Source organism: Streptomyces cylindrosporus (genome assembly GCF_022698165.1).
GTDB lineage: Bacteria > Actinomycetota > Actinomycetes > Streptomycetales > Streptomycetaceae > Streptomyces > Streptomyces cylindrosporus.
Map to the genome: position 1 here is coordinate 727,211 of NZ_JALDAY010000004.1, position 26,801 is coordinate 754,011.

21 protein-coding genes are annotated in these 26,801 nt (G+C 72.2%); 14 read left to right on the top strand and 7 right to left on the bottom strand.

Translation table 11 applies throughout. The annotated features are described in order from the left end of the window. Positions 1 to 94: 94 nt before the first annotated feature. Positions 95 to 1,177 (top strand): mannose-1-phosphate guanylyltransferase, encoded by a 1,083-nt coding sequence (gene manB / locus MQP27_RS16245; RefSeq protein ID WP_242765854.1) that lies wholly within the window; start codon positions 95 to 97, stop codon positions 1,175 to 1,177. 522 nt (positions 1,178 to 1,699) lie between these two features. Here the strand turns inward: manB and MQP27_RS16250 are convergent. The 4 genes from MQP27_RS16250 to MQP27_RS16265 all read right to left on the bottom strand — a co-directional run bounded on the left by MQP27_RS16250 (position 1,700) and on the right by MQP27_RS16265 (position 6,015). Beyond that, positions 1,700 to 2,704: a DNA-3-methyladenine glycosylase family protein gene (locus MQP27_RS16250; RefSeq protein ID WP_242765855.1), complete on the bottom strand. Its 1,005-nt coding sequence runs from the start codon at positions 2,702 to 2,704 to the stop codon at positions 1,700 to 1,702. A gap of 161 nt (positions 2,705 to 2,865) precedes the next feature. Further along, on the bottom strand, positions 2,866 to 4,239 hold the full coding sequence (locus MQP27_RS16255; RefSeq protein ID WP_242765856.1) for a coenzyme F420-0:L-glutamate ligase: 1,374 nt from the start codon (positions 4,237 to 4,239) through the stop codon (positions 2,866 to 2,868). A 269-nt stretch (positions 4,240 to 4,508) separates the two neighbouring features. Then, positions 4,509 to 5,468, bottom strand: a complete 960-nt coding sequence (gene cofD, locus MQP27_RS16260; protein ID WP_242765857.1) for a 2-phospho-L-lactate transferase — start codon at positions 5,466 to 5,468, stop codon at positions 4,509 to 4,511. Between the two features lie 34 nt (positions 5,469 to 5,502). Further along, the gene (locus tag MQP27_RS16265; protein WP_242765858.1) at positions 5,503 to 6,015 is read right to left on the bottom strand and encodes a cysteine dioxygenase; all 513 of its coding nucleotides are present in this window, start codon (positions 6,013 to 6,015) and stop codon (positions 5,503 to 5,505) included. Positions 6,016 to 6,645: 630 nt separating this feature from the next. On the opposite strand from MQP27_RS16265, the gene MQP27_RS16270 reads away from it, so the two are divergent. The 3 genes from MQP27_RS16270 to MQP27_RS16280 all read left to right on the top strand — a co-directional run bounded on the left by MQP27_RS16270 (position 6,646) and on the right by MQP27_RS16280 (position 12,285). Further along, complete coding sequence (locus MQP27_RS16270) at positions 6,646 to 6,909, top strand: WhiB family transcriptional regulator (protein WP_003975777.1); 264 nt, start codon at positions 6,646 to 6,648, stop codon at positions 6,907 to 6,909. Positions 6,910 to 7,108: 199 nt separating this feature from the next. Further along, the gene (locus MQP27_RS16275; RefSeq protein ID WP_242765859.1) at positions 7,109 to 10,759 is read left to right on the top strand and encodes a glycosyltransferase; all 3,651 of its coding nucleotides are present in this window, start codon (positions 7,109 to 7,111) and stop codon (positions 10,757 to 10,759) included. Then, on the top strand, positions 10,756 to 12,285 hold the full coding sequence (locus MQP27_RS16280) for a DUF5719 family protein (protein WP_242765860.1): 1,530 nt from the start codon (positions 10,756 to 10,758) through the stop codon (positions 12,283 to 12,285). The genes MQP27_RS16275 and MQP27_RS16280 overlap by 4 nt, the downstream gene beginning before the upstream one ends. Positions 12,286 to 12,310: 25 nt before the next feature. Here MQP27_RS16280 and MQP27_RS16285 read toward each other — a convergent pair whose 3' ends face one another. After that, positions 12,311 to 12,760, bottom strand: coding sequence for a metallopeptidase family protein (locus MQP27_RS16285; protein WP_242765903.1), 450 nt, complete (start codon positions 12,758 to 12,760; stop codon positions 12,311 to 12,313). A gap of 343 nt (positions 12,761 to 13,103) precedes the next feature. On the opposite strand from MQP27_RS16285, the gene MQP27_RS16290 reads away from it, so the two are divergent. The 7 genes from MQP27_RS16290 (at position 13,104) to MQP27_RS16320 (ending at position 20,882) form a co-directional block, all read left to right on the top strand. After that, positions 13,104 to 13,481, top strand: a complete 378-nt coding sequence (locus MQP27_RS16290) for a DUF3499 domain-containing protein (RefSeq protein ID WP_062154068.1) — start codon at positions 13,104 to 13,106, stop codon at positions 13,479 to 13,481. A 139-nt stretch (positions 13,482 to 13,620) separates the two neighbouring features. Next, on the top strand, positions 13,621 to 15,237 hold the full coding sequence (locus tag MQP27_RS16295) for an L-lactate permease (RefSeq protein WP_242765904.1): 1,617 nt from the start codon (positions 13,621 to 13,623) through the stop codon (positions 15,235 to 15,237). A gap of 129 nt (positions 15,238 to 15,366) precedes the next feature. Then, positions 15,367 to 16,734, top strand: a complete 1,368-nt coding sequence (locus tag MQP27_RS16300; protein WP_242765861.1) for a phosphomannomutase/phosphoglucomutase — start codon at positions 15,367 to 15,369, stop codon at positions 16,732 to 16,734. A 308-nt stretch (positions 16,735 to 17,042) separates the two neighbouring features. Then, positions 17,043 to 17,213: a Trm112 family protein gene (locus MQP27_RS16305; protein WP_242765862.1), complete on the top strand. Its 171-nt coding sequence runs from the start codon at positions 17,043 to 17,045 to the stop codon at positions 17,211 to 17,213. A 202-nt stretch (positions 17,214 to 17,415) separates the two neighbouring features. Beyond that, positions 17,416 to 18,546 carry an SIS domain-containing protein gene (locus MQP27_RS16310; RefSeq protein ID WP_242765863.1) on the top strand — a complete coding sequence of 377 codons (1,131 nt, stop codon included), beginning with the start codon at positions 17,416 to 17,418 and terminating at the stop codon, positions 18,544 to 18,546. 60 nt (positions 18,547 to 18,606) lie between these two features. Next, complete coding sequence (gene manA, locus MQP27_RS16315) at positions 18,607 to 19,758, top strand: mannose-6-phosphate isomerase, class I (RefSeq protein ID WP_242765864.1); 1,152 nt, start codon at positions 18,607 to 18,609, stop codon at positions 19,756 to 19,758. A gap of 143 nt (positions 19,759 to 19,901) precedes the next feature. Further along, on the top strand, positions 19,902 to 20,882 hold the full coding sequence (locus MQP27_RS16320; protein WP_242765865.1) for a cation diffusion facilitator family transporter: 981 nt from the start codon (positions 19,902 to 19,904) through the stop codon (positions 20,880 to 20,882). Positions 20,883 to 20,967: 85 nt separating this feature from the next. On the opposite strand, the gene lepB is transcribed toward MQP27_RS16320, so the two are convergent. Then, a complete protein-coding gene (gene lepB / locus MQP27_RS16325) occupies positions 20,968 to 21,654 on the bottom strand; it encodes a signal peptidase I (protein WP_242765866.1) in 687 nt (228 codons plus the stop codon). A 381-nt stretch (positions 21,655 to 22,035) separates the two neighbouring features. On the opposite strand from lepB, the gene ahcY reads away from it, so the two are divergent. After that, positions 22,036 to 23,493, top strand: coding sequence for an adenosylhomocysteinase (gene ahcY, locus MQP27_RS16330; RefSeq protein WP_242765867.1), 1,458 nt, complete (start codon positions 22,036 to 22,038; stop codon positions 23,491 to 23,493). Between the two features lie 157 nt (positions 23,494 to 23,650). Continuing rightward, complete coding sequence (locus tag MQP27_RS16335; RefSeq protein ID WP_242765868.1) at positions 23,651 to 24,265, top strand: hypothetical protein; 615 nt, start codon at positions 23,651 to 23,653, stop codon at positions 24,263 to 24,265. 39 nt (positions 24,266 to 24,304) lie between these two features. On the opposite strand, the gene MQP27_RS16340 is transcribed toward MQP27_RS16335, so the two are convergent. Next, positions 24,305 to 25,366 (bottom strand): RDD family protein, encoded by a 1,062-nt coding sequence (locus tag MQP27_RS16340; protein WP_242765869.1) that lies wholly within the window; start codon positions 25,364 to 25,366, stop codon positions 24,305 to 24,307. A 130-nt stretch (positions 25,367 to 25,496) separates the two neighbouring features. On the opposite strand from MQP27_RS16340, the gene MQP27_RS16345 reads away from it, so the two are divergent. Beyond that, a complete protein-coding gene (locus MQP27_RS16345) occupies positions 25,497 to 26,504 on the top strand; it encodes a stage II sporulation protein M (RefSeq protein WP_242765870.1) in 1,008 nt (335 codons plus the stop codon). The last annotated feature ends 297 nt before the right edge of the window (positions 26,505 to 26,801 follow it).

Genomic DNA, 26,801 nt, shown 5'->3' on the forward strand with positions numbered 1-26,801 from the left:
CCACCGGGCCGTCGAAGGCGTCGCACGACGATCTGCATACACTGGCCGGCCGAAAGTCAGTTCGGCCGGTCCCGGCAGGAAGCAGAGACGACAGGTGACAGAAGCGATCCTCCTGGTCGGCGGCAAGGGCACGAGGCTGCGTCCGCTCACGGTGCACACGCCGAAGCCCATGGTCCGGGCGGCCGGGGTGCCCTTCCTCACACACCAGCTGGCCAGAGCGAGAGCGGCGGGGGTGGACCACATCGTGCTGGCCACCTCCTATCTCGCAGAGGTCTTCGAACCGTACTTCGGCGACGGCTCGTCGCTGGGTCTGCGGATCGAGTACGTGACGGAGGAGGAACCCCTCGGCACGGGCGGAGCCATCCGCAACGTCGCGTCCCGTCTGCACTCGGGCCCCGACGACCCGGTCCTCGTCTTCAACGGTGACATCCTCACCGGCCTGAACATCAGGGCCCTGGTCGACACCCACGAGTCGACGGGCGCCGACGTCTCGCTCCACCTCACCAAGGTCACCGACCCGCGCGCCTACGGCCTGGTCCCGACGGACGAGACGGGCCGAGTCCTCGCCTTCCTCGAAAAGCCCCAAACCCCCGAGGAGATCGTCACCGACCAGATCAACGCGGGGGCGTACGTCTTCCGCCGCTCGGTGATCGACACGATCCCGTCGGGCCGCCCGGTGTCCGTGGAGCGCGAGACCTTCCCTGACCTGCTCTCCGCCGGAGCCCACCTCCAGGGCATGGTCGACTCCACGTACTGGCTGGACCTGGGCACCCCCGCCGCCTTCGTCCGCGGCTCGGCCGACCTGGTCCTGGGCCGCGCCCCTTCCCCCGCCGTCCCCGGCCGCTGCGGCGACCGCCTGATCCTCCCCACGGCCACGGTGGCCCCCGACGCGAAGCTGACGGGCGGCACGGTGGTGGGCGAGGGCGCGTTCGTGGCGGAGGGCGCGCGGGTCTTCGGCTCGACGATCCTCCCCGGCGCGGTGATCGAACCGGGCGCGGTCATCACCGACTCCCTGATCGGCACCCGGGCCCGCGTCGGCGAACGCTCCGTCCTCACCGGCACGGTCATCGGCGACGGCGCGGTGATCGGCCCGGACAACGAGTTGAGGGACGGCATGCGGGTGTGGTGCGACGCGAAAATCCCGGCGGGCGCGGTCCGCTTCTCATCGGACCAGTAGCCACGCCCACGGACGGCCGGGGGGTGCCCGCCCCCCCCATCGGCCTCCGACCTCATCCTCAAGCGCCGACCAGGCTGAAACTCCCGCCCGGCACGCGAGGATGAGCGACGGCCATCCCCGGGCCCACCCACCTGGAGCCCGGAGGGGCGGTGTCTTCTCGGCGTCGGCCGTGACTCTCGGCCGGTCCGGCGTTCGAGGCCGACGCTCGCCATCCCTGACCCCCACCCACCCGCAGGGGCGGCACCTTCTCAACACCGGCGACCATCTCCCAGCCCGTCCGGCGTTTGAGGCCGGTCCCCGCCGTCCCCATCCCCCACCCACCCGCAGGGGGCGGCGCCTTCTCAACGCCGGCCAGCATTTCAGCCCGTCCGGCGTTTGAGGACGAGGCCCCTTCAGGGCCGACGGGGGTCCAGGGGGCGGAGCCCCCTCGGCGGGGTCGAAGGGGCGGCAGCCTCTGGGGATGGGACGGGTAGGGGCGGCGGGGGCGAGAAGCCTCGGCGGTGCCCGCCACGCGCCGGCACGTCACAACCGGCCGATATCCCCTCGCGGCATCCGCGGAGCCCGCCTCGCCGGCGTCCTCCCACTCAGCAGAATCAACCGAGCCGCCCGATGCCGCTGCCCCGCATACGGCTCCAACAGCTCCAACATCACGGCATCATCCGCATCCCGGTCCCCGGCCAACGCGAACCCCACGATCCCCGGCAGATGCAGATCCCCCACCGTCACCGCATCCGCCGCCCCATGACTGCGCTGCACGACCTCCGCCGAAGTCCACGGCCCGATCCCCGGCACGACCTCCAGCCGAGCCTGCGCCGCCTCCGGCGCCATCCCCACGGCCTCCTCCAGCCGCCGCGCCACCCGCACCGCCCGCAGGATCGTCGACGCCCGCTTGTTGTCCACCCCGGCCCGATGCCACTCCCACGACGGGATCAACGCCCACGTCCGGGGCCCCGGCATCACCCACAACCGCCCGCCCGCCGCAGGCCCCGGCGCCGGCTCCCCGTACTTCCGTACCAGCAACCGCCAGGCCCGATACGCCTCGTCGGTCGTCACCTTCTGCTCCAGCACCGACGGAATCAACGACTCCAGCACCAGCCCGGTCCGCGTCAGCCGCAACCCCGGCCGCCGATGCCGGGCCATGGCCACGATCCGATGTCGCGGCACGAACGCCGCCGGATCGTCCGCCCCGCCCAGCAGCTCCGGCAACTGTTCCAGCAGCCACTCGGCCCCGGGCCCCCACGCCTCCCCGCGCACGGCACCCCCGCTCACCGACACCCGCAAGGTCCCCGGCCCACCTGGCGTGAGACTCGCCCGCCACACGGACCCGTCGGGCATGGCCCGGAACGTCGGATCGCCGGGCCCTCGCCGCAGCGGCCCCAGCACCAGCCCGAGATCGAGCGGCCCCTTCGGTACGACCGTCCTTACCCGCCCCGGCGCGGCAGCCTGCCGAGGTATCCCCGGCGGCACGACGACATGCCCACCGCGCACGGTCGTACGAGTGGACCGGGGAGCGAATCGTCCTGCCACGGATGAGTTCCTAGAGGCGTCGGGAGTGTCCTGAGAGGCTAGCCGTACGGAATGTCCTGAGAGGCTGGCCATCGGGAATGTCCTGAGAGGCTGGCCATCAGGAGTGTCCTGAGAAGCTAGCCGTCGGGAATGCCCTGAGAGGCCAGCCAGAGACTACGCGTTCATCGCACCTCGATGAACGCCTCCGCACCCCGCTCCGCCCGCGGCCTCGGCTCCTCCGCCGGATGCCCGACCGCCACCGCCCCGATCGGATCCCACCCCTCCGGCAGCCCCAGCACCTCCCGTACGACGTCCCGGCAGAACATCGTCGACGACACCCAGGCCGACCCCAGCCGCTCCCCGGCCAGCGCGACCAGGAAGTTCTGCACGCCGGCCCCCGCCGCGACCACGAACATCTCCCGCTCGGCCCCGTCCCGCCGCGCGTCCCCGTACGTGTGCGACCCGTCCATCACGAGACAGGGCACCACCAGATACGGCGCGTTCCGCAGTACGTCCCCGCGCCGCACCCGCTTCGCGATGGACTCCTCGGACTTCCCGTCCCGCCGCAGGTCCGCGATCCACGCGTCCCGCATGGCGTCCAGCAGCCGCCCCCGCGACTCCTCCGACTCCAGCAGCACGAACCGCCACGGCGTGGTGTGGTGCGGTGCCGGCGCGGTGACCGCCAGCGCCACCGCCCGCCGCACCGCCGAGGGGTCGACGGGTTCGTCGGTGAAGGCCCGTACCGTACGACGCTGGGCCACCGCCTCCCGTACCGCCTCGGACGTGCCCAGCCGGAACATGTCGTCGCGCGCACCGCGCACCATCGCCCGCGCCCCCTCCCCGTCGTCCTCGGCCACCACATGCGGCAGCCCGCGTACGACGGCGACGGGCCGCCCGGCCGCCTTGCCCTTGACCAGGTCACCGGCGGCGGCCAGTTCGTCGGCCGTCGCCACGACCGTCGCGCTGAGCGGATTGCCGTACGCGTCCGTGCCCCCGCGAAGATCGTCCAGCACCCGCACACCGGCGGCGCCGATCGCGACGTCCGTGAGCCCCGCGCGCCAGGGCCGCCCGAAGGTGTCGGTGACGACGACGCCGACGTCGACGCCGAGGGCGTCACGCAGTCCGTCCCGGATCGCGCGTGCGGAGGCGTCGGGGTCCTCGGGCAGCAACAGCACGGTGCCGGCGGGGGTGTTGGAGGCGTCGACCCCGGCCGCGGCCATGATGAGCCCCTGCCGGTTCTCGACGATCCGCAGCGTCCCGCGCCGCGCCACGACCCGCACGGTCTCGGCGTCGATCGCCGCTTCGCGGTCGTCGGCCGCGACGACCCTGCCCTCCGCCTTGGACACGATCTTCGAGGTGACGAGCAGCACGTCCCCGTCGACCAGCCCCGGCTCGGCGGCAGCGATCAACTTGGCAAGCTCGTCCCCCCGCTGCACCTCAGGCAGCCCACGAACGGCCCACACCACGTAACCACCCACAGGCACCCCACCCACACCACCGCCGGCCCCGCCCTCGGCCCCATCGGCGAACACACCGCCCGCACCGTCGCCAGACATAGCTCCGGCGCCCTCGGCAGCCACAGCCCTCACACCGCCGTCGGATCCGGCTCCCGCACCGCCGTCGGACCCGCCTTCTGCCCCATCGGCGAACACGCCACCCGCACCACCGTCGGACCCGGCCCCCGCACCACCGTCGGCCCCGCCCTCTGCCCTGTCGGCGAACACACCGCCCGCACCCCCGCCAGCCACACCCCCGGCGCCCTCGGCAGCCACAGCCCTCACACCAGCGCCGGGGGACGCCTCGGTGCCGTCGGCAGACATCCCGCTCAAACCGCCCGCACCTCCTCCGCCAGCGCCAGCGCCTCGCGTGCCATCTGCGCGGTCGCGTCCAGGTCGGTCATCATCAGCGGCACCGCCAGGCACCGGATCCCGGCCGCCTCGACCCGCTCCACGGCGCCCGCGTCCACGGTGTCGACGAGCCAGCCGTCCAGCAGCCCCGAGCCGTAGTGCTCGGCGACCGCCGCGGCCGTCGACTCCACGCCCACCGCGGCCAGCACCTTGTCGGCCATCCCGCGCACGGGCGCGTCCCCGACGATGGGGGAGAGGCCGACGACCGGCACGCCCGCCTCGGCGATCGCCTCCCGGATGCCCGGCACCGCGAGGATCGTCCCGACGGACACGACCGGGTTCGACGGCGGGAAGAGGACGACGTCCGCCTCCGCGATGGCCTCCAGTACCCCCGGCGCCGGCTTGGCCTGCTCGGCCCCGACCGGCACGACCGCGTGGGCCGGCACGGACGCCCGCAGCCGTACCCAGTACTCCTGGAAGTGCACCGCCTTGCGCTCGCCGTCGACCTCGACGGCCACATGCGTCTCGACCCGGTCGTCGGTCATCGGGATCAGCCGCACCCCCGGCTTCCACCGGTCGCACAGCGCCTCGGTCACCGCGCTGAGCGGATACCCCGCGCCGATCATCTGCGTACGCACGATGTGCGTGGCGAAGTCCCGGTCGCCCAGCCCGAACCACTCCGGCCCCACGCCGTACGCGGCGAGCTCCTCCTTGAGATGGAAGGTCTCGTCGGCCCGGCCCCAGCCCTGCTCCTCGTTGATGCCGCCGCCGAGCGTGTACATCACCGTGTCGAGGTCCGGGCAGACCTTCAGTCCGAAGAGGTGGATGTCGTCCCCGGTGTTGCCGATGACGGTGACGTCCGCGTCCGGCGCGGCCTGCTTCAGACCACGCAGGAACCTGGCACCACCGATGCCGCCTGCCAGAACCACGATTCGCATGGAAGCCAGTCTTGCAGGAGGGTCGGACAACGCGTCATGCGGTTACGGCGTCCACCTCGTCGTGGGTGGCGGGGGCCGCCGTGCATGTCGTGTGCATGGGCATCTCGGTCAGGCCGGGGTAGTAGACGTGCAGGCTGACGGCCGGTTCCAAGGCGTCGTTGACGACCTCGTGGACGTATCCCGGCGCGAAGACCCGCTGCGCGCCCTCGCCCAACGCGCGCGTGCCCCGCTCGGTCCGCTCGGTCAGCGTGCCCTCCAGGAGGGTCAGCACCCCGGAGGAGCGGCCGTGGTCGTGCAACCCGCTGCCCTGCCCGGGCACCCAGGACAGCAGCCACACCTCGTAGCCGGGGCCGGTGCGCAGCCGGTGGTACCAGCGTGTCGTCGCGTCGTACCGCACGAGGTGCTCCCACTGGGAGCGGTCCGCGGCGATGGAGCGGGCCAGGCCCACGAACTCGGCCACGGTGGCGGGGTGCTCGCGCGGCGGCTGGAGCAGGTGCGGGACTTCGAGGATGTCGCCGGCGATCTGGAGGTCGCTGTCGCTGTTCATGGAGTGCGGTGGTTCCTCAGTGAAGAAGGTCAGAGGGAACGGGTCTGCGGAGAAGAAGAGCGGGAAAGCGGAGACCGAGTCGCGGAGGACTCGGTCGTCAGCTGGAGCGGGCGTGGCTCAACAGCTGCAACAGCAACAGCTACAGCGAGCGCGGGCAGCACCGTGGGACCCGGCGGTGCGGGTCGAGGTGAGTGCCGAGTTCGCGAGCATGCCCACAAGGACAGCGGCTCACACCTCCACTGTCAACTCGACACCCGGTATGTGGGACGGGTTTCACCTCATCCGGTACATAGCGGAGGTGAAAGGTTTGTTCACAGGCCGACCGGGACACATGGCGCACAACCGGGCGCACAGGCCTCCTGTGGAACGGGATCGAACGTCTGGGCGTCCTTCCCACTACAGGCTCTGCGCGGGGCTGGAAGGCCCTCAGGGCCCCGTCTGCGTGTCAAGGTTTATGCCGATTTGAACACTTTCCGCTAGGCCTTGGTTCCGCAGAGTGAATAAGGGGCCCAATAGCAGATCTCGGCTTGACTCGCCCGGAGCAGCACACTTGTAATTTCACTCGTGTCGTTCAGCCGGAATCGGTAACGGCTACATCACGGGGACGCGAAAGACAGACGAGGGGCGCACATGACCGAGCTGGTGCAGCAACTGCTGGTCGACGACGCGGACGAGGAACTCGGCTGGCAGGAGCGCGCGCTGTGCGCCCAGACCGACCCCGAGTCCTTCTTCCCCGAGAAGGGCGGTTCCACCCGCGAGGCGAAGAAGGTCTGCCTCGCCTGTGAAGTCCGCTCCGAGTGCCTCGAGTACGCCCTCGCCAACGACGAACGCTTCGGCATCTGGGGCGGCCTGTCCGAACGGGAACGGCGCAGGCTGAAGAAGGCCGCGGTCTGAAGAAGGCCGCGGTCTGAGGACACGCCGAGGACACATACACCCGGGAACTCTTCGAACGGCCCGTCGCGTGTGGGTTATCCACAGGCGGCGGGCCGCCGTCATGCCCAGCCGATAGTGTGGTCGCTCGTCCGAGACGCCTCGCTGCCCCCAGGCGGCACAGACGTCCACCGCAGTCCATCGAACCGGGGCCCGTACCTCGATGTCCGTGCACAGCCACACGGCAGCCCATCAAGACCCGGCTGCCACACCAGAGTTCCCGCGTCACGTGGTGACCGCGGTCGTCGTCTCCCACGACGGCGCCCGCTGGCTGCCCGACGCGCTCGCCGGGCTGCTCGGCCAGGAGCGCCCCGTTCAGTACGCCATGGCCGCCGACACCGGCAGCGCGGACTCCTCCGCCCAGCTGGTCACCGAGGCCCTCGGCGCCGACCGCGTACTGCACCTCGCCCGGCGCACCGGCTTCGGCCAGGCCGTCGAGGAGGCGGCCCGGACCGCGCCCCTGCTGAGCCCGGACGAGCTGCCGTACCTGAAGCGCCCCAGCGGCTGGGACCCGGTCACGCGCACGTGGCGCGACGACGCGTACGACATGCCGGAGCTCCCGCACGGCGAACCGGTCCAGTGGCTGTGGCTGCTGCACGACGACTGCGCCCCCGAACCCGACGCCCTGGCCCAGTTGCTGCGCGTCGTGGAGAACGAGTTGGAGCTGGGCCGCGACGACGTGGCCGTCGTAGGACCCAAGCTGCGCGGCTGGTACGACCGGCGGCAGTTGCTGGAGGTCGGTGTCACCATCGCCAACTCCGGCCGCCGCTGGACCGGCCTGGACCGCCGCGAGCAGGACCAGGGCCAGCACGACCACGTGCGCTCGGTGCTGTCGGTGTCCACCGCCGGCATGCTGATCCGGCGCGACGTCTTCGAGCAGCTCGGCGGCTTCGACAAGCGGCTGCCCCTGATGCGGGACGACGTCGACCTGTGCTGGCGTGCCACCGCCGCCGGCCACCGCGTCCTGATCGCCCCCGAGGCGGTCGTACGGCACGCTGAGGCCGCCTCCCGCGAGCGCCGCACCGTCGACTGCGTGGGCCGCAGCGCCGCCTCCCCGCACATGGTCGACAAGGCGGGCGCCGTCTACACCCTCCTGGTCAACATGCGCACGGCCGCACTGCCCTGGGTGCTGCTGCGCCTGGTGCTCGGCACACTGCTGCGCACGGTCGCCTATCTCGTCGGCAAGGTCCCCGGACAGGCCGTCGACGAGATCCGCGGCCTGCTGGGCACACTGCTGCGGCCCGAGCGGATCATCGCGGGCCGCCGCAGGCGCGGGGTGCCGCAGATCGACAAGGGCGAGCTGCGCGCGCTGTTCCCGCCGCCCGGCGCGACCGTTCGGGCCACCGTCGAGCAGGTCGCGGGCAACTTCTTCGGCGGCGACGACTCCGAGTCCGCCTCCGGTGCCGGACGGCACGGCGGCGCGGTCGAGTCCGGGCCCGGCGGGGACGACGCCGACTTCCTGGAGATCGAGCAGTTCGCGCGCCTCAAGCGCATCGCCCGCAAGCCCGGCCCGATGCTCTTCCTGGTGCTGCTGTTCGTCTCCCTGGTCGCCTGCCGCGACCTGCTCGGCGGCGGCGCGCTCGCGGGCGGCTCCCTGCTGCCCGCCCCGGCCGACTCCAGTGAGCTGTGGTCGCGCTACCTCGACTCCTGGCACGCGGTCGGCGCCGGCGGCACCCCGGCCGCGCCGCCGTACCTCGCGATCGTGGCGATGCTGGCCTCCGTGCTGTTCGGTTCGACCGGGCTCGCCGTCACCGTCCTGCTGGTGTGCTCGGTGCCGCTGGCCGGCTTCACCGCCTACTTCGCCTCCCGCCCGCTCGTCGAGTCGCGCCTGCTGCGCGCCTGGGCGGCCGTCGTCTACGCCTTCCTGCCCGCCGCCACCGGCGCCCTCGCCGGCGGCCGCATCGGCACCGCCGTACTGGCCGTGCTGCTGCCGCTGATCGCCCGCGCGGGCATCGCCGCGAGCGGCCTCGCGAACAGCTCCGGGGGACCCGGCAGTTGGCGCGCCACCTGGGCGTACGCGCTGCTGCTGACCATCACGACCGCGTTCACGCCGATCGTGTGGCCGATCGCGCTGGTCCTCGGCATCGCGGTGCTCGCGCTGCGCCGCTCCGAGATCACCGCGCACGGCCTGCGCTTCCTGGCCCAGCTCGGCACGCCCCTGCTGGTCCTCGCGCCCTGGTCGCTGACGCTGCTCCCGTTCGGCTTCTTCCAGCAGGCCGGCCTGGAGTACGGCTCCTCGGCCGCCTCGGCGCTCGATCTGCTCGGCGCGAGCCCCGGCGGCCCGGGCACGGTGAGCGGACTGACGCTGATCGGCATCGTGCTGGCGGCGCTGGCCGCCCTGCTGCGCTCGGAGCGTCAGTCCGGAATCCGGACGGCCTGGGCGATCGCCCTGGTGGGCCTGGTCTTCGCGGTCCTGTCCAACGGCTCGACGTGGGCCGGACCCGCCACCCTCGTCTACGGCATCGCCCTTCTGTCCGCCGCCGCTCTCGGCGCCGACGGCGCACGCGCGCGTGTGGCCGAGCAGAGCTTCGGCTGGCGGCAGCCGGTGGCCGCGCTGATCGCCCTCGCCTCCGTCCTCGGCCCGCTGGTGATCGCCGTCGGCTGGATGGCCCGCGGTGCCGACGGCCCGGTGGAGCGGCGCGACCCCACCCAGGTGCCCGCGTTCGTCGCCGAGGAGAGCGGCAGCCGCGACCAGGCGCGCACCCTCGTCCTGGACAGCGACTCCACGGCCCGCGTCGGCTACACCCTGGTCCGCGGCTCCGGCGCCCGCCTCGGCGACGCCGAGACCGCCGCGGCCGACGGGGAGAACGCCAAGCTCGACAAGGTCGTCGCCAACCTGGTCGCAGGATCCGGCGCCGACCAGGCCGACCAGCTCGGCAAGTTCGCGGTGCGCTACGTCCTCGTCCACAAGGGCGCGCCCCGCGAGGTCACGCGCGTGCTGGACGCCACGCCCGGCCTGAGCCGGCTCAGCCAGCAGGGCGGCAGCGCGCTGTGGCGGGTCGACCAGGAGGTCGCGCGCGCCACCATCGTCAGCGCGTCCGGCTCGGGCACCGCCCAGCCGGTCGCCGCCGGCCCGGTCGAGATCCACACGACCGTTCCCGCCGGCGCCGACGGCCGCGTCCTGCGCCTGGCCGACACCGCCGCCGAGGGCTGGACGGCCACCCTGGACGGCAGGCCGCTGACCCGCACCACGGTCGACGGCTGGGCCCAGGGCTTCGAACTCCCCGCCTCCGGCGGGAAGCTGGACGTCACCTTCGACGACCCGATCACCCACACCGCCTGGCTGTGGGCGCAGGGCTTCCTCGCCCTGGTCCTCGTCGTCCTGGCGCTGCCGGGCCGCCGCCGCGACGTCGACGACGACCTCCCCGAGGAGCCGTCCGTCCCCGCCCAGGCCGTGGCCGGCGAGGGCCGCCGCGCCCGCCGCCTGCGCGCCCAGGCGGAGGCCGAGGAGACCGACCAGAGCGAGGAGTTCCCGGCCCCTCCGCCGGAGGAGACCCCCGTCGCGGTCCCGCAGCAGCAGGCGTACGGCGAGTGGGATCAGGCGAGTTACGCAGGTGCTCAGTACGACGCGTACGGCAACCAGTACCAGGGCGCCCAGCAGCAGTACCCGGCGGGCGCGTACGACCAGACGTACCAGGCGGACCCGTACCAGGGCGGCCAGTACGACCCTTACGCCTACGGCGGCACGGCCCAGGGGACGTACGACCAAGGCGCGTACGACCCGTCGTACCAGCAGCAGGGTTACGACCCCGCGTACGACCCGGCGCAGCAGCACCCGCACGCCCCTGAGCGCCCCGACGGGAGTCAGCAGTGAACCGCACCACCCTGTCCCTGATCGCCGGCACGGCCGCGCTCGCCGCCATCACCGGGGTCGCCTCGCTCACCGCGCCGGGCGCCTCCGGCGCGGACACCGCCAGGGCGGCCGCCGAACTGCCCGTGGAGCGCACCACGCTGCTGTGCCCCCAGCCGAGCACCTCCGACCTCGCGGAGACGTCGTACACGTCCTTCACGCCCGTCACCAAGGGCACGGGAAGCGACGGCAAGGCCGAACTCCAGGCCGCCACCGCGCAGTCGGACGACACGACCGGTGACGACACCGGCGGCAAGGACGCCAAGGACAAGAAGAGCAAGGGCAAGAAGACCGCCACCAAGCCGGTCCTCACGCCCAAGGAGCCCGGCACGCCGGTCACCGGGGACGCCTCCGGTTCCGAGACGCCCGCGCTGGTCGGCACCGCCGAGGGCAAGTTCGCGCCCGGCTGGTCGGTGCAGGAGACCACCGAGGTCGCGGCCGGCACCGGTCGTGGCCTGCAGGGCGTCAACTGCACCGCGCCGGACACGGAGTTCTGGTTCCCGGGCGCCAGCACGGACAGCGGCCGCACCGACTACGTGCACCTGACCAACCCCGACGACTCCGCGGCCGTCGTCGACATCGAGCTCTACGGCAAGGACGGCGCCATCGCGTCCGACGTGGGGGAGGGCATCACGGTCGCGCCGCACTCCAGTGACCCGGTCCTGTTGTCCACGCTCACCGACGAGAAGCAGACCGACCTCACCGTGCACGTGAACGTGCGCAGCGGGCGCGTGGGCGCCGCCGTGCAAGCCCTGGACGACAAGGCGGGCGGCGACTGGCTGGCCGCCTCCACCGACCCGCAGGGCAGCCTCGTACTGCCCGGCATCCCCAAGGACGCCACCTCGGTACGGCTGATCGCCTTCACGCCGGGCGACGCGGACGCCGACCTGAAGGTGCGGCTCGCCTCCCCGTCCGGGCTGATCACGCCCGCCGGGAACGAGACGCTGCACGTGAAGGCCGGCATGACGACCGCGGTCGACCTCGGCGCGGTCACGCGCGGGGAGGCGGGTTCCCTGGTCCTCACACCCACCGACGACTCGGTGCCGGTCGTGGCCGCGCTGCGGGTCGTGCGCGGCAAGGGCGCCAAGCAGGAGACGGCGTTCATCCCGGCCACCAGCCCGGTCGGCACGCGCGCGACGTCCGCCGACAACAGCGGCAAGGGCTCCACCCTCTCGCTGGCCGCCCCGACCCGCACCGCCCGGGTGAAGGTCACCGCGTCGGCGGGCAGCGAGGGCGGTACGGCGGTCTCGAAGACGTACACGATCAAGGCGGGCACCACCCAGGACATCGACGCCCCGGTCCCCAGCGGCCTCAAGGGCACCTACGCCCTGACGGTGGAGCCGCTCTCCGGCGGCCCGGTCTACGCGGCCCGTACGCTCGCGGCGACGGAGGAGGGCGTCCCGGGCTTCACCGTCCAGACGCTTCCGGACGACCGGGGGATGGTGGCCGTACCGCAGGCGGACCAGGACCTGTCCGTGCTGCAGAAGTAGCAGGAGCGGGGGCGGGGCGGCGGGTTCAGTCCTCGCCGTAGCGCGGGTCCACCGTCTCCGGGGTCAGGCCCAGGATCTCGGCGACCTGCTCGACGACGACCTCGTGCACCAGCGCCGCGCGCTCGTCGCGTCCCTTGGTGCGGATCTCCACCGGCCGCCGGTAGACGACGACGCGGGCCCGGCGTCCCTCGCGGGAGGGAATCGTGCCGCCCAGCGGGACCGCCTCGTCGTTCCACGCCTGGCCCGGGCCGTCCAGGCGCGGCACCTCCAGGACGAGGAAATCGATGTCGGCGAGCTGCGGCCAGCGCCGCTCCAGGCGCTCCACGGAGTCCTGCACCAGATCCGCGAACGCGTCGGCGCGGCTCGCGGCGAGCGGCACCTGGGGCGGCGCGATCGGGCCGCGCATGCCCCGGCCATGGCGGTCGCGGCGGCGGGGCCCGGGGCCGGCGGCACGGGGCGGTACGGGGTTGTCCATCACTGGTGAAGCGTAGTCCCCGCCGGGACCTGCCGCCCGGCCCCACGCGGCACTCCGGACACCGTCCGGCCGCCCGGATCGGCATGTCGCAGGATGACCATTCCAGCCAAGGTTGGGCTCGTTTCCGTATCTCTCCGAGACCGCCGACGTCGAGGCAAATGACGGTGTTTGTACGGACTGTTGATCGGGCGCGGGGCCTGCGGATGCCCTGTGAACGCACGTCCGTGCAGGTCAGAGAGATGGGTCGGGAGAGGTGTGTGGGGTGATTCACAGCACGACACGGTGGAGTGACCTGGGGGAGAGTCGTCGCGGCCCGCTCAAGAGTGCGGTACCGTCCAACGTCGTGAGCCCTGTACGTCGCTGTTCGCGCACCGCTTGCGGCCGCCCCGCCGTCGCGACGCTGACGTACGTCTACGCCGACTCGACCGCGGTCCTCGGCCCGCTCGCCACCTACGCCGAACCCCACTGCTACGACCTGTGCGCCGAGCACTCCGAGCGCCTCACCGCCCCGCGCGGCTGGGAGGTCGTCCGGCTCCTCGACGGCTCCGCTCCGGCCCGCCCCAGCGGCGACGACCTGGAAGCGCTTGCCAACGCGGTGCGCGAGGCGGCCCGCCCGCAGGAGCGCGCGGCCGGGGCCGGCGGTGGCGGGGCGCGCGCGGCGGACCCGATGGAGGTCGCGCGGCGGGGTCATCTGCGGGTGCTGCGCTCGCCGGACAACTGAGGCCGCCCGCCTCCCCGTTGGTCGCTCCCCTCGTTCCACCCGGTGACGCACACCCATTGACGCGCCCTTGTCGCGGACACGACCATTCCGTAACCGGCGGGAAATCGCTTTCCGCATGCCGGAATCCGGGGAGGCGCCCGTGTACGTCCAGCAACTGGAACCCGTCGCCGACTCGCTCGGCCTGTCCGCCCTCGTCGCCGCGCTGCCTCTGGTGATCGTCCTGGTCCTGCTCGGGGGCGTCCGCCTCAAAGCCCATCTCGCGGGCCTGACGGGCCTTCTGGCGGCCGTACTGGTCGCCTGGCTCGCGTACGGCATGCCGCTCGGCCAGACGGCCTCCAGCGCCGTCCAGGGGGCCGTGTTCGGGCTCTTCCCCATCCTGTGGATCGTCGTCAACGCCCTGTGGGTGTACCGGATGACCGTCCGCACCCGGCACTTCGACATCCTGCGCCGCTCCTTCGGGCGCCTTTCCGACGACCCGCGCATCCAGGCTCTCGTGGTCGCCTTCTGCTTCGGCGCGCTCCTGGAGGCCCTCGCCGGCTTCGGCGCGCCGGTCGCGATCTGCTCGGTCATGCTCGTCGCCCTCGGTTTCGACCCCGTGAAGGCGGCCGTCGTCTCCCTGGTCGCCAACACCGCCCCGGTCGCCTTCGGCGCGATGGGTACGCCGGTGGTGACGCTCGCCCAGGTGACGGGGCTGCCGCTGGACGACGTGGCCTCCGTGGTGGGCCGTCAGACACCGCTGCTCGCCCTGGTGGTGCCGCTGCTCCTGGTCGGCCTGGTGGACGGCCGGCGCGGACTGCGCGAGACCTGGGTGCCCGCCCTGGTGTGCGGAGTCGCCTTCGCCGTCGCCCAGTTCGCCGCCTCCAACTACGTCTCCGCGCAACTCGCCGACATCGCCGCGTCCTTGGCGGGCGCGGGCGCCCTGGTCGCCGTTCCGCACGCGCGTGTGCCCGCGACCGAGTCGGTACGCGCGTCCGTGCTGACCGGCGTGCGCAGCGAGGAGCTCGACGAGGCCGACCCGCGCCGCGAAGTCCTGCGCGCCTACGCCCCGTACGCCCTCATCGTCGTGATCTTCTCGATCGCGCAGATCCCGGCCGTCAAGGACTGGCTGGCGAAGGCGACGCAGACGTACGACTGGCCCTTACTGGACGTCGCGGGGCCCGACGGGAAGCCCGTCGGAGGGAACGTCTTCACCTGGCCGGTCGTGTCGACCGGCGGCACGCTCGTGCTGATCGCCGGGATGTGCACGGCCGTCGTGCTCGGCGTGCACGCGCGCGTGGCGGTCAAGGAATGGCTCGCGACCGTGCACGAGCTGCGGTTCGCCATCCTGACCGTGACGTCCGTGCTGGCCCTCGCCTACGTCATGAACCTCTCCGGACAGGCGGCGACGATCGGCCACTTCGTGGCGGCCGCGGGCGCCGGGCTGGCGTTCCTGTCGCCCGTCCTGGGTTGGTTCGGGGTGGCCGTCTCCGGCTCGGACACCTCGGCCAACGCGCTCTTCGGGGCCCTGCAGGTGACCGCGGCCCGTGAGTCGGGGCTCTCGCCGGAGCTCCTGGCCGCCGCCAACAGCTCGGGCGGTGTCCTCGGCAAGATGATCTCGCCGCAGAATCTCACCATCGCCTGCGCGGCCGTCGGACTCGCGGGCCGCGAGGGGGACCTGCTGCGCAAGGTGCTGCCGTGGAGCCTGGGCCTGCTCCTGGTGATGTGCCTGATCGTCGTGGGCCAGAGCTCCCCGGTGCTGGACTGGATGCTGCCCTAGGTGTGTTGACCCGGGATCTTCTCACCCCGCTCTGACCTGAGGTTACGGCTCGGGGTCCAGTTGGAGTCCGCCCGGCGCGCGCTCATCCGGTACGGGTAGTTTGGGGCGACCGATAGGACTTCAGGAGGGTTGGCCGTGGCTGATCTGTCGCAGATCGTGAAGGCGTACGACGTGCGCGGAGTGGTTCCGGACCAGTGGGACGAGCCGCTGGCCGAGCTCTTCGGCGCGGCCTTCGTGCGGGTCACCGGCGCGGACGCGATCGTGACCGGCCACGACATGCGGCCCTCCTCGCCCGCCCTGTCGCGTGCCTTCGCGCGCGGGGCGGCGGCCCAGGGCGCCGACGTGACCGAGATCGGCCTGTGCTCGACCGACCAGCTGTACTACGCCTCCGGCGCGCTGGACCTGCCGGGCGCGATGTTCACGGCCTCGCACAACCCGGCGCAGTACAACGGCATCAAGATGTGCCGGGCGGGCGCGGCGCCGGTCGGCCAGGACACCGGCCTGGCGCAGATCCGCGAACTCGCCGAGCAGTGGCTGGAGTCGGGCGCTCCGGAACCGGTCGCGGAGCCGGGAACCCTCACCTCGCGGGAGACGTTGTCGGACTACGCGGCCCATCTCCGCTCGCTCGTGGACCTGACCTCCATCCGCCCCCTGAAGGTCGTGGTCGACGCGGGCAACGGCATGGGCGGCCACACCGTCCCCACGGTGTTCGAGGGCCTGCCCCTGACCCTCGTGCCGATGTACTTCGAGCTGGACGGCACGTTCCCGAACCACGAGGCGAACCCGCTGGACCCGGCGAACATCGTGGACCTGCAGAAGCGGGTCCGCGAGGAGTCCGCCGACCTGGGCCTCGCCTTCGATGGCGACGCGGACCGCTGCTTCGTGGTGGACGAGAACGGCGACCCGGTCTCCCCGTCCGCGATCACCGCCCTGGTGGCCGCGCGCGAGCTGGCGCGCAACGGCGGCAAGGGCGTGATCATCCACAACCTGATCACCTCCTGGACGGTCCCGGAGGTCGTGAAGGAGCACGGCGGCACCCCGGTCCGTACCCGGGTCGGCCACTCCTTCATCAAGGCCGAGATGGCGAAGTCCGGCGCGATCTTCGGCGGCGAGCACTCGGCCCACTATTACTTCAAGGACTTCTGGAACGCCGACACGGGCATGCTGGCGGCCCTGCACGTCCTCGCGGCCCTGGGCGGCCAGACCGGCCCGCTCTCCGCCCTGACCGCCGAGTACGACCGCTACGTCGGCTCCGGCGAGATCAACTCCACGGTCGCCGACCAGACCGCCCGCCTGGCCGCGATCAGATCGGCCTACGGCGACCGCGAGGACGTAACCCTGGACGACCTCGACGGCCTCACGGTCGCCGCCACCGACTGGTGGTTCAACGTCCGCCCCTCCAACACGGAGCCCCTGCTCCGCCTGAACACGGAGGCGAGGGACGAGGCGACGATGACGAAGGTACGGGACGAGGTCTTGACGATCATCAGGGCGTGAGCGGGGTGGATCGGGGGGCGGGGCCTTCTCGACGCCGGCCGGCATCGTTCAGCCCGTCCGGCGTTTGAGGACGAGGCCGTTCAGGCCGACGGGGGTCCAGGGGGCGGAGCCCCCTGGTGGGGTCGAAGGGGCGAAGCCCCTGGGGATGGGACGGGTAAGGGCGGCGGGGGCGAACCCCCTTCCACGCCCGCCCCACCCCACCTCGCCCCAACCCCGGCACCCCGCCCCCCACGGCGGTACCCTGACCAGGCACATCCGCACACGTACCCGCACGCGCGCGTACACGCCCCGCCCCGAAGGGACACCCCATGCCGCTCGAAGCCGGCCTCCTGGAGATCCTGGCCTGCCCGGCCTGCCACGCCCCCCTCAAGGAGCAGGACACCGAGCTGATCTGCACCGGCGCGGACTGCGGCCTGGCGTACCCCGTCCGCGACGGCATCCCGGTCCTGCTCGTCGACGAGGCCCGCCGCCCCGCATAAGGCCCGCCGCCCCGCGTACGACCCCGGCCCGCGCGGAGCCGACCCGCCCCGCCCAGCGCCCGCACCTCGCGCAAGGCCGGCGACCCGCACAAGGCCCGCGCCCGCCCCGTCGCCAACGGCACCCCACCCCGCCGCCCCGACGAGGCATCCGTACCAGCCCGACGAGGCACCCAGGAAACCCGGCGATCGGAGGCTGCCGCCCATGCTCGACGAATCGCTGCTCGACACCCCCGAGGCCCTCTCGGAGGCCGACCGCCGCGGCCTGCTGCGCGGCGCCGCCGAGGCCGGCGCCCGCGTCCGCACGGCGGCCCGCCACGCCGCCGAAGCAGGCGTGCACGACCTCAAGCCCGACGGCCGCCCCCGCGCCGTCCTCATCGCCGGCCCCGGCGCCGCCGCCATCTGCGCCGCCGACCTCCTCGGCACGCTGGCCGGCCCCGGCAGCCCCGTCATCCGCCTCGCCCCCACCGGCGTCGCCCCCGCCGCAGGCGCCCTGCGCTGGGAGCTCCCGGGCTGGGCCGGCTCGGTCGACCTGCTCCTGATCACCACCCCCGACGGCACCGAACCGGGCCTGTCGCTGCTCGCGGACTCCGCCTACCGCCGCGGCTGCACGGTCGTCGCCGTCGCCCCCGCCCGCACGCCTCTCACGGAGGCCGTGGAAGGCGCGCACGGCCTGTTCGTACCGATGGCGACCGCCCCGTACGAGCAGGACGAGGAACAGCTCGCCGCGTCCGCCCCCGGCGTCCTGTGGGCGCTGCTGACACCCCTGCTCGTGGTGCTCGACCGCATCGGCCTGCTCACCGCCCCGCCGGACGCCGTCGAGAAGGTCGCCGACCGCCTCGACCACGTCGCCGAGCGCTGCGGGCCCGCCATCGCGACCTACAGCAACCCCGCCAAGACCCTCGCGGCCGAACTCGCCGACGCGCTGCCGGTGGTGTGGACGGAGGGCGTCTCCGCGGGCCCGGCAGGCCGCCGCTTCGCCGCCGCGCTGGCCGAACTCTCCGGCCGCCCGGCCGTCGTCGCCGAACTCCCCGAGGCCCTCGCCGCGCACAGCGCCCTGCTCGCGGGCCCCCTCGCCGCCAGTGCCGACCCGGACGACTTCTTCCGCGACCGCGTCGAGGAGCCTCCCGCGCTGCACGCGCGCGTGGTGCTCCTGCGCGACCGCCCGATAGGCGGCCTCACCGCGGCCCCCGCCGCCCGTGACCTGGCCCTGAGCCACGACACGCCGATCAGCGAACTGGAGCCGGAGGAGGGCGACGAGCTGGCGACCCTCGCCGAGCTGATCGCCATCACGGATTTCGCCGCCGTTTACCTGGCGCTCGCCTCGGGAGCCTGACGTTGACCCACGCAACCAGCGCCCACTGAACCGGCGTACGTACGGAGACGAAGACACAGCATGGACCGGCTCGACAACACCATCCGCCCCTACGCCTGGGGTTCGACCACCGCGATCCCGCACCTGCTCGGCGTCGAACCGACCGGTGAACCGCAGGCGGAGATGTGGATGGGCGCCCACCCCGGCGCCCCCTCGCGCACCGGACGCGGCACCCTCGTCGAGGTCGTCGACGCCGACCCGGAGCGCGAGCTCGGCCCCGCGGCCGTCGCCAAGTTCGGCCCCCGCCTGCCGTTCCTCCTCAAGATCCTCGCCGCCGGCGCCCCGCTCTCCCTCCAGGTGCACCCCGACCTGGCCCAGGCGAAGGAGGGTTACGAGGACGAGGAGCGCCGCGGAATCCCGGTCGACGCGCCCCACCGCAACTACAAGGACGCCAACCACAAGCCCGAACTGATCTGCGCGCTCACCGAGTTCGACGGCCTGTGCGGCTTCCGCGACCCGGTCCAGGCCGCCGACCTGCTGGCGGGCCTCGGCGTCGACTCCCTCAAGCCGTACGTCGACCTGCTGCACGCCCACCCCGAGGAAGCGGCCCTGCGTGAGGTCCTCACGGCGATCCTCACCGCCGACCCCGAGGAGATGCGGCACACGGTCGCCGCGGCCGCCTCCGCCTGCACGCGCGTGGGCGGCGAGTACGCCCCCTACGCGGACATCGCCCACCACTACCCGGGCGACCCGGGCGTCATCGCCGCGATGCTCCTCAACCACGTCCGCCTGCAGCCCGGCGAGGCCCTCTTCCTCGGCGCGGGCATCCCGCACGCGTACCTGAACGGCCTCGGCGTCGAGATCATGGCCAACTCCGACAACGTCCTGCGCTGCGGCCTGACCCCCAAGCACGTCGACGTACCCGAACTCCTGCGCATCGTCCGCTTCGAGGCGAGCGACCCGGGCGTCCTGCGCCCCGAGGCCTCCCCGGACGGCGAGGAGGTCTACGAGACCCCCATCGACGAGTTCCGGCTGTCCCGGTACGTCCTCCCGGAGGGCACCGGCGCGCACGACCTCACTCGCGAGACCCCGCAGATCCTGCTGTGCACGGCCGGTTCGGTGCGGGCCGGCGAGCACGAACTGCGGCCCGGCCAGTCGGTCTTCGTGCCCGCGGGCGAGAAGGCCGAGGTGACCGGCGTGGGCACGGTGTTCCGGGCCACCGTCGTCGCATGACCCCGGGTCTTGTGATCGTATGACCGGAGTTGTGGATACCTGACGAGCCGTCGCCGGACCGGGCTGCAAGAATGGCCCACCGGCAAAGCACGGGCAAAGGCCTGGACGGCGGACGTACGAAGGCGAAGGGACAACGCGGACACATGAGCGCGTCAGGCGGCACCAGGGCGATCGTGGCGGCACTCGGAGCCAACCTCGCGATCGCGGCATCGAAGTTCGTTGCGTTCGCGTTCAGTGGCTCGTCGTCGATGCTCGCCGAGGGCGTCCACTCGCTCGCCGACTCCGGCAACCAGTTCCTGCTCCTGCTCGGCGGCAAGAAGGCCCAGCGCGAGGCGACCCCGCAGCACCCCTTCGGCTACGGCCGCGAGCGGTACATCTACGCCTTCCTGGTCTCCATCGTCCTCTTCTCGGTCGGCGGCATGTTCGCCATCTACGAGGGCTACGAGAAGATCAGCCACCCGCACGAGGTCGAGCACTGGTACTGGCCGGTCGGCGTCCTGGTCTTCGCGATCATCGCCGAGGGCTTCTCGTTCCGGACGGCCATCAAGGAGTCGAACGAACTGCGGGGCAGGCTCTCCTGGTCGCAGTTCATCCGCCGCGCCAAGGCCCCCGAGCTGCCCGTCGTCCTCCTGGAGGACTTCGGCGCGCTCATCGGCCTCGTCCTCGCCCTCGGCGGCGTCGGCCTGGCCCTGCTCACCGGAGACGGCGTCTGGGACGGCGTCGGCACGGTCTGCATCGGCGTCCTGCTCGTCCTGATCGCCCTCGTCCTCGCCGTCGAGACCAAGTCGCTGCTGCTCGGCGAGGCCGCGGGCGTCGAGGAAGTCAAGAAGATCGAGGCCGCGATCGTCGACGGCGACACGGTCACCGGCATCATCCACATGCGCACGCTGCACCTCGGCCCCGAGGAACTGCTCATCGCCGCCAAGATCGCCGTCCAGCACGACGACACGGCCGTCGAGGTCGCCGCCGCGATCAACGCCGCCGAGGCCCGCATCCGCGCGGCCGTCCCCATCGCGCGCGTGATCTACCTGGAGCCCGACATCTACAGCGAGGCCGAGGCCGCGAAGGGCCCGGACCGCGAGGCGACCCCGGGCGGCCCGACCCCACACGCGGCCGGGCACTGACGGACGGGCGCGACGGGGGGAGTGCCTGGCGCTCAGCGGCCGGGCAGCACTGGGACGGGGGCCGGGCGACAGTCGGTTACGGCGCTCAGACCTGCGTCGGCCGCACGGGCCACGGTGCCGGCGGAACCGCGGGCGCCTTGCGTCGCCGTACCACCAGAAAGCCGATCCCCAGCCCGACGCCCGTGAGGAACAGCACCCCGCCCAGAAGCACGGCCGCGCCCAGCAGCAGTGCGACCGCGTGGTCGTCCGTCACCCTGCCCCGCACGGCGTCCACGGGGATCGTCCCGCCGTGGTCCGTGGCGAAGAACCGCGAGTCGACCGAGTCGGCGCGGTGGTCGCCCAGCAGGAACAGCCGGCCCCGGGGCACCTTCACGTCGTAGCTGCGGTGCAGGCCGTCGGCGTCGCCGTCACTGACGTAAGGCTCCTTGATCGGCTTCCCGTTCACGGTGACCCGCTCCTCGGAGCCCACGCGCGTGCAGCAGGCCACGCGGTCGCCGCCCACGCCGATCACACGCTGCATGTGGACCCCGCCCCCGGGATAGCGGTCCGGCGCCGAGAACACCACGACATCACCACGCCGCACCTCACTCCCGTCCACCCGCTCCCACACGATCCGGTCACCCGGCCGGTACGTCGGCGCCATGACCTGACCGGGCACGGTGCCCGTGCCGTAGGCCCCGCGCACGTACACGAGAGCGCCGACGGCCAGCACCAGGCCCAACACCCCCACCACGAGCGCCGACAACCCCAGTCCCCGCCCTCTGCCCGCCATGTCCCGTCCTCCCCGTGCGGCCCTTCCGCGGCGGGGAGGATAGCGGCTGTCTGTGAACGACCTGTGCGCAAGCGCTGTGACCGCGTTCCGCCGCCCGACATGTCGGCCGCGGCACATCACGACGCACACCACGATCGGCGCGATGTGTTCGAAGGCGGACTGGGGCCGGTCGGGTCGGCCGGTGTAGCTTGGAACAGAGCCAGACGTCGCTGCTGATGGCGGTCGGGCGGTCCCACCGCGGACCGACCGAGGGAGAGAGGGCCTCCGACGGACTGCGCTGCGCGCACGTGGGCACCTGTGCCCTCTTCGGGCACCCCTGTGTCCGCCGCCGCGCAGAACAGCCGTACCCGACCTCGACCCAACCCCGAGGAGCAGCTCGCAATGACGACTGTCGACAACCGACAGGACTTCAAGGTCGCCGACCTCTCCCTGGCCGACTTCGGCCGCAAGGAGATCACCCTCGCCGAGCACGAGATGCCCGGCCTGATGGCGATCCGCAAGGAGTACGCCGAGACGCAGCCGCTGGCCGGCGCCCGCGTCACCGGTTCCCTGCACATGACCGTGCAGACCGCCGTCCTCATCGAGACCCTGGTCGCCCTCGGCGCCGAGGTCCGCTGGGCGTCCTGCAACATCTTCTCCACCCAGGACCACGCGGCCGCCGCCATCGCCGTCGGCCCGAACGGCACCCCGGAGAACCCCCAGGGCGTCCCGGTCTTCGCCTGGAAGGGCGAGACTCTGGAGGAGTACTGGTGGTGCACGGAGCAGGCGCTGACCTGGCCGAACAGCCCCACCGGCGGCCCGAACATGATCCTCGACGACGGCGGTGACGCCACCCTCCTCGTCCACAAGGGCGTCGAGTACGAGAAGGACGGCAAGGTCCCCTCCGTCGACACCGCCGAGTCCGACGAGCACCGCGTCATCCTCGAACTCCTGCACCGCACCATCACGGACGGCTCGCAGAAATGGACCCAGCTGGCCTCCGAGATCCGCGGCGTGACCGAGGAGACCACGACCGGCGTCCACCGCCTGTACGAGATGCAGCGCGACGGCACCCTCCTGTTCCCGGCGATCAACGTGAACGACGCCGTCACCAAGTCGAAGTTCGACAACAAGTACGGCTGCCGCCACTCCCTGATCGACGGCATCAACCGCGCCACCGACGTCCTCATCGGCGGCAAGACCGCGGTCGTCTGCGGCTACGGCGACGTGGGCAAGGGATGCGCGGAGTCCCTGCGCGGACAGGGCGCCCGCGTCATCGTCACCGAGATCGACCCGATCTGCGCCCTGCAGGCGGCGATGGACGGCTACCAGGTCACCACGCTCGACGAGGTGATCGACAAGGCCGACATCTTCGTCACCACGACGGGCAACAAGGACATCATCATGGCCTCGGACATGGCCAAGATGAAGCACCAGGCGATCGTCGGCAACATCGGTCACTTCGACAACGAGATCGACATGGCCGGCCTCGCCAAGGTCCCCGGCATCGTCAAGGACGAGGTCAAGCCGCAGGTCCACACCTGGACGTTCCCCGACGGCAAGGTGATCATCGTGCTGTCCGAGGGCCGCCTGCTGAACCTGGGCAACGCCACCGGCCACCCGTCCTTCGTGATGTCCAACTCGTTCGCGGACCAGACGCTGGCCCAGATCGAGCTGTTCACCAAGCAGTCCGAGTACCCGACCGGTGTGTACACGCTGCCCAAGCACCTGGACGAGAAGGTCGCCCGCCTCCACCTGGACTCGCTCGGTGTGAAGCTGACGACGCTCCGCCCCGAGCAGGCCGCGTACATCGGCGTCAAGGTCGAGGGCCCGTACAAGTCGGACCACTACCGCTACTGATCGGACCACTACCGCTACCGAGGAGCGCGTCGGTGCGCTGACGCACTCCCCGCAGGCAGTTCCTCCGAGGCAGGCCCCCGCACCCCCGTGTCGGGGGCCTGCCCCTTCGGCCCCGTGGCCCGTCCGCCGGGCCGGCCCGTCAAGACCCAGGACCCCCATGCCCCGCGGCCGTTATTCGCTCCACGATCCGCACGATCACACCCCCCTCGCGGAAGAGCACTTCCAGTGCGCCCCCGGCCCTTCCGGCTGGCGCTACGTCTCCCAGCTCATCGCCCCGTCGGGCGAGCACAGCGGCTCCGTCGACCTCGCCCTCGACGAACTCGGCCGCCCCATCCGACTCGAACTCCACGCCGCGGGCTGGCGGGTGCGCGGCGCCGCCCTGGACGGCGTCACCTGGGTCCGCACGGACCCCGCCGGCGTCGAGGCCACCGAAGGCAATGTCCGAGCCCACGCCTTCACCGGCACTTCCCCCGCGTTCCTCATCGCCATCAGCCGTCTCCTGCGCCTCACCCCCTCCGCCGCGGCAACCCGCGTACGTCTCGTCCGCTTCACCGACCCCGTCCTCGCCCCGCGCACCTTGGACCAGTCCTGGGCTCTGGTGAACAGCGAAACACACGCCACTGACAACGGCCCTCTGACCGTGGACGAATACCAGGTCACAGCCCTGGACACGGGCGAGCGGCACACGGTCCACATCGCCGGCGACGTCGTACTCGCGGCACCCGGCATCGAGTTGGAGGACCTCGCTTCGCCGCCCTCCGTTTTCGACTGAGCGGGGCGAAGGGCGGCGGAGGCGGACCGGGCGTCCTGGTCAGGCCGGCGGCACGAAGCCGGTTGTCTGGCTGGAGTTCTCGGTGGCGGATCGGTCGGTCCCGGGCGCGTCAGGCGGCGCGGGGACTGGAGCGCCGGGCGCCGCGGGGACTGGGCCGCTGGGCGCTGCGGCTCTTGGCGTCGGCGACTCGGCGACTTCGGAAGTCGGCGTCAGGGAAAATCCGGGGGCCGGCTTCTCCGGGGTGGAAGTCCCCATCTCCGAGACGGAGGTCGGCGTCTCCGAGCGAGGCATGGCAGGGGCCGGCTGCCCGCCCACCGCCGGGACAACCGGTGCCGGCCCAGCCGTCGCGGGACCGTTCGCGAAGGCTCGCCGTACCTCCCGCGCCTGCCGCTCCTGCAACACGGCCGCCAGATAGGCCGCCGCCGGAACCCCCTGCGGAACCGGCGTCCCCGTCCGCGCCGACAGATCCGAGGCGAGCCGCTCCGCCATGGCCGAGCCGACCTGCGGGTCCAACTGCTGCATCCGCGCCAGATACTGACGTACGGCAAGCCACAAGCCGTCGGGAACAGCCGACAGATCCAGCTCCGCGAACCGTCCGGCCAGCCAGGGCGGCGGCGGAGGCAGGAAACCGGTGCGCGCGACGGGCACCCGTTCGCGTACGACGAGGGTCCCGGCGAACACGTCGCCGAGCCGTCGGCCACGAGCCGACACGAGCGAGGCGATACACGCGACGACCCCGAACGTCATCAGGATCTCGAACACCCCGATCCCACCCCGGACCAGCGCATGCCGGAACCGGATGGGCCCGCCGTCGTCCCGGACGACCCGCAGCCCGCACGCCACCTTCCCGAGCGACCGCCCATGGCTCAGCGTCTCGACCACGATCGGACCGCCGACCAGCACCAGTACGAAGGTCGCGATCGACACCGCGACCTGCGCGGCGTCGTCCATGGAGGCCGTGGCCGCGACAAGACCGATGGTCAGGGCGACATAGACGGCCATGGCCACGACCAGGTCGAGCAATATCGCAAGCGCCCTGCTGGGCAGCCTCGCGGGGCGCAACTCAAGCGCCACCGCCTCGCCCGTCACCAGCTCACTCACGCCCGTCGTCCTTCCCCTGGCCTGCCCTGAGAACGGCCAGTCTGCCAAGCTGAGGGCGCATCGCGCCCCAGTACGACAAGCTGACTCCCACGACGAGCCGCCGACGAACATCCGAGGAGCAGGCAGACCGATGGACCTCGACGTCTTCGTCACCGCCCACCGGGCCGAGTGGGACCGCCTCGACGCCCTCCTCGGACGCCAGCGCCGCCTCACCGGTGCCGAGGCCGACGAACTCGTCACGCTCTACCAGCGCACCGCCACCCACCTCTCGCTGATCCAGTCCAGCGCGCCCGATCCGCAGTTGACCGGACGCCTCAGCCAACTCGTCGCACGCGCGCGTAGTGCGGTGACAGGAACGCGACGCGCCTCCTGGAGAGACGTCACCCGCTTCCTTGGGCACGGTTTCCCGGCCGCGGTGTACCGGTCCCGGCGCTGGTGGGTCCCCACAGCCCTGCTGTCCACGGTCGTCTCCGTCATCCTGGGGTGGTGGATCGGCACCCACCCCGAGGTGCAGGCGAGCATCGCCGCCCCCAGTGAGCTGCGCGAGCTCACCCGTCCCGGAGGCCAGTACGAGACGTACTACTCGAGCCACCCCGCGGCCTCCTTCGCCGCCCAGGTATGGACGAACAACGCCTGGGCCGCCGCTCAGTGCCTCATCCTGGGCGTCTTCCTGGGCCTGCCCGTGCTCTGGATCCTGTTCCAGAACATGCTCAACCTCGGTGTCGGCTTCGGCCTGATGTCCTCGGCCGGCCGCCTCGACACCTTCCTCGGCCTCGTCCTCCCGCACGGCCTGCTCGAACTGACCGCGGTCTTCGTCGCCGCCGGCACCGGCCTGCGCCTCGGCTGGACGGTCATCGACCCGGGCCCACGCTCCCGACGTACGGCCCTGGCCGAGGAAGGCCGTGCGGCCATCGGCATGGCGATCGGACTCGCCCTGGTGCTCTTCGTCTCCGGCGCGATCGAAGGCTTCGTCACCCCGTCGGGCCTGCCCACCTGGGCCCGCATCGGCATCGGAGTAACCGCCGAGCTGGCCTTTCTCGCATACGTCTTCGTCCTGGGCGGCCGTGCGGCACGCACCGGCGAGACGGGCGACGTCGAGGCGGCGGAGCGCAGTGCCACTGTGCCGACGGCCGCCTGATGTGCGGGCACGCCTGCTGAGCTGTTAGTCTCTCCTTCGCCCCGCAGGGATCGTTGACACGACCCAAGCGGGGAGGTAGATTCGAACAGTTGCCTGGAACCGGATCCTGTCCGTTCGGCAACAGTGAGTGTCTGTCTGCTTCTCGGAACGTCGATTTCGAAGAAGCCACCTCCCGATGAATCGGAAATGAGCGGCCGGTCAGACCGGCTCGAAAGTTCTGATAAAGTCGGAACCGCCGGAAAGGAAACCGCGAAACAAAAGCGGGAACCTGGAAAGCACCGAGGAAATCGGATCGGA